We start from the raw sequence: 2,256 nt of genomic DNA on the forward strand, positions 1-2,256 counted from the left end.
CCCGCGAGCGGGGAGGATTTATCCGTCCCCCAGCCGCTCGATATCCGCACCCACGCTCTGAAGCTTCTCCTCCAGCCGCTCGTAGCCGCGGTCGAGGTGGTAGACACGGCTGACCGACGTCTCGCCTTCGGCCGCCAGGCCGGCGATGATCAGGCTCATCGAGGCGCGCAGATCCGTCGCCATCACCGGGGCGCCGGCCAGACGGTCGACACCGCGCACGACCGCAGACCGGCCTGAAACGGAGATATCCGCTCCCATCCGCGCCAATTCGGGGACGTGCATGTAGCGGTTCTCGAAGATCGTCTCGGTCAGCATCGATGCGCCGTCGGCCTTCGTCAGCATCGCCATGAACTGCGCCTGCATGTCGGTCGCGAAGCCCGGGAAGGGGGCGGTCGACAGCGTCAGCGGGCGCAACTGGTCGGGGGCCGAGATGCCGATCGATCCCTTCTTCAGCTCGACGACGACGCCGGCATCGGCAAGCGCGCTGAGCGTCGTCGCCATGTCGGTCGCGTCCGCGCCGACCAGCTCGACCGACCCGCCGGTGATCGCGGCCGCACAGGCATAGCTGCCCGCCTCGATCCGGTCGGGCATGACGGCATAGGTGGCGCCGTGCAGCCGGTCGCGGCCTTCGATCGTCAGCGTTTCGGTGCCGATCCCGTCGATCGACGCACCCATCGCGACCAGCAGGCGGCACAGGTCGACGATCTCGGGCTCGCGCGCGGCATTTTCCAGCACGCTCGTGCCGCGCGCTAGGGCGGCAGCCATCAGCGCATTCTCGGTCGCGCCGACCGAGACGACGGGGAAGCGGAAGCGCCCGCCGGGGAGACGCCCGCCGGGCGCACGCGCGGTGACATAGCCCGCCGACATCTCCAGCTCCGCGCCCAGCGCCTCCAGCACCTTCAGGTGCAGGTCGATCGGGCGGTTGCCGATCGCGCAGCCGCCGGGCAGCGACACCCGCGCTTCGCCGCGGCGCGCCAGGATCGGCCCGAGCACCAGGATCGACGCGCGCATTTTTCGCACGATATCGTACGGCGCCTCGGACGAGGTCAGTTGCCCGGCGCGGATCGTCATCACCCGGCCGAAATCCTCGGGCCGCGTGCCCTGGATCGCGGTCGATGCGCCGAGCTGGTTCAGCAGGTGGCCGAACCCGTCGACATCGGCCAGACGCGGCAGATTCCGGAGCGTCAGCGGCTCGTCGGTCAGCAGCGCGCAGGGCATCAGGGTCAGCGCCGAATTCTTGGCGCCGGAGATGAAGATGCGGCCCTTGAGCGGGTTGCCGCCGCGAATGACGATACGATCCATGATGGCGCTTCTATCGTCCCCGACCCGTCAGGCAAGCGCCACGCTTTGTTCCGCTCTTGATCGACTTTAATGCGCTGAAATCCCTGCGCTGCTTCATGACCGACAGGGGTAAAGGGGGCGAGTACACGTGCCTGCGAGTTGTTTTGCCGATGTATTGGCTGCGCGGGTCGGGCTGACGCCAGCGGAGATCGACGCCTTGTCGCGTCTGGAGGACCGCCCGCGCGAGTTCCGCCGGGGGGCACTGCTCCAGCGCGAGAACGAGCGTGGAACCGATCTGTACATCGTCCGGCGCGGCATGTTGATGAGCTACGTCCTGCTCGACGACGGCAGCCGGCAGATCCTGCGTTTCCATTTTCGCGGCGACATGATCGGCGTGCCGGGCATGATCTACGGCACGTCGCCCGAGACCATCGCGGCGCTGACCGATTGCGAAGTCTGCCCGTTCGATCGCGCCGCGCTCAGTCGGCTGTTCGAGGAACATCCCCGCATCGCCGCGCTGATCCTGGCGTTCAACCAGGTCGAACGCGTCGCGTTGACCGACCGGCTGGCGGCGCTGGGCCGGACGTCGGCAAAGGCACGGGTCGCCGCACTGGTGCTCGACATGCGCAATCGACTGCGGTCCAGCGACCCAAGCGTCGTCGACAGCTATCCCCTTGGCCTGACGCAGGAGGAAATCGGCGATGCGACCGGGCTGACCGCGGTCCACGTCAACCGGATGCTGCGCCAGCTGGAGGAAGACGGCCTGATCGCGCGCGAAGCCGGCCGCCTGACCATCCGCGACGAACGTGCGCTGGCGCGGGCGGCGAATTACGTCGATCGCTATGCCGGGCTGGATCTCAGCTGGCTGCCGGCGGGGCGGTAGGCAGTTTTCAAATCCTCCCCGAGCTTGTCTCGGGGAGGGGGACCGGCGAAGCCGGTGGAGGGGCTTGCGGATCGGTCGAGGACGAAGGGCTT

General features: G+C 68.2%; 2 protein-coding genes. One reads left to right on the forward strand and one right to left on the reverse strand.

All coding sequences use genetic code 11. From position 1 onward, the window contains the following. Positions 1 to 18 precede the first annotated feature (18 nt). The gene (murA, locus tag ASE86_RS03855; protein WP_056422574.1) at positions 19 to 1,302 is read right to left on the reverse strand and encodes a UDP-N-acetylglucosamine 1-carboxyvinyltransferase; all 1,284 of its coding nucleotides are present in this window, start codon (positions 1,300 to 1,302) and stop codon (positions 19 to 21) included. 154 nt (positions 1,303 to 1,456) lie between these two features. On the opposite strand from murA, the gene ASE86_RS03860 reads away from it, so the two are divergent. Continuing rightward, positions 1,457 to 2,164, forward strand: a complete 708-nt coding sequence (locus ASE86_RS03860; protein ID WP_056422577.1) for a Crp/Fnr family transcriptional regulator — start codon at positions 1,457 to 1,459, stop codon at positions 2,162 to 2,164. Positions 2,165 to 2,256: the final 92 nt, after the last annotated feature.

This window comes from Sphingomonas sp. Leaf33 (assembly GCF_001421785.1).
Taxonomy (GTDB): domain Bacteria; phylum Pseudomonadota; class Alphaproteobacteria; order Sphingomonadales; family Sphingomonadaceae; genus Sphingomonas.

Excerpts from the sequence above, each read along its gene's own strand:
- murA (WP_056422574.1), bottom strand. The coding sequence starts at position 1,302 with ATGGATCGTATCGTCATTCGCGGCGGCAACCCGCTCAAGGGCCGCATC.